The organism is Stenotrophomonas sp. GbtcB23 (assembly GCF_019091045.1).
In the GTDB taxonomy this organism is placed as follows: Bacteria; Pseudomonadota; Gammaproteobacteria; order Xanthomonadales; family Xanthomonadaceae; genus Stenotrophomonas; species Stenotrophomonas rhizophila_A.
The window spans coordinates 1-231 of sequence record NZ_JAGXKC010000754.1; the positions used below are offsets into that span (position 1 = coordinate 1).

A 231-nucleotide genomic window follows, 5' to 3' on the forward strand; every position below is an offset into this window, starting at 1 on the left:
GGAGACCTTGCGCGGCGCATTGGCCAGCATCCCGCCGGGACAGATTGAGGCAGCCGCCTCGCTCGGCCTTAAATCCCGGGCGATCTGGCTGAAGGTCATCCTGCCGCAGCTTTACATGCGCTCGCTGCCGGCAATCATCAATGAATGCACGATCGTCGTCAAAGGCACGGCGCTTCTGGCAGTTATCACCGTCGTGGAAGTCTTCCGCACTGCTCAGCAGATCGGCTCCAG

General features: G+C 61.5%; 1 protein-coding gene. It reads left to right on the top strand.

Going from position 1 to position 231, the window contains the following annotated elements; all coding sequences use genetic code 11:
• A partial coding sequence (locus KVS69_RS20820; protein WP_217540252.1) for an ABC transporter permease subunit occupies positions 1–231 on the top strand: 231 nt, incomplete at both ends.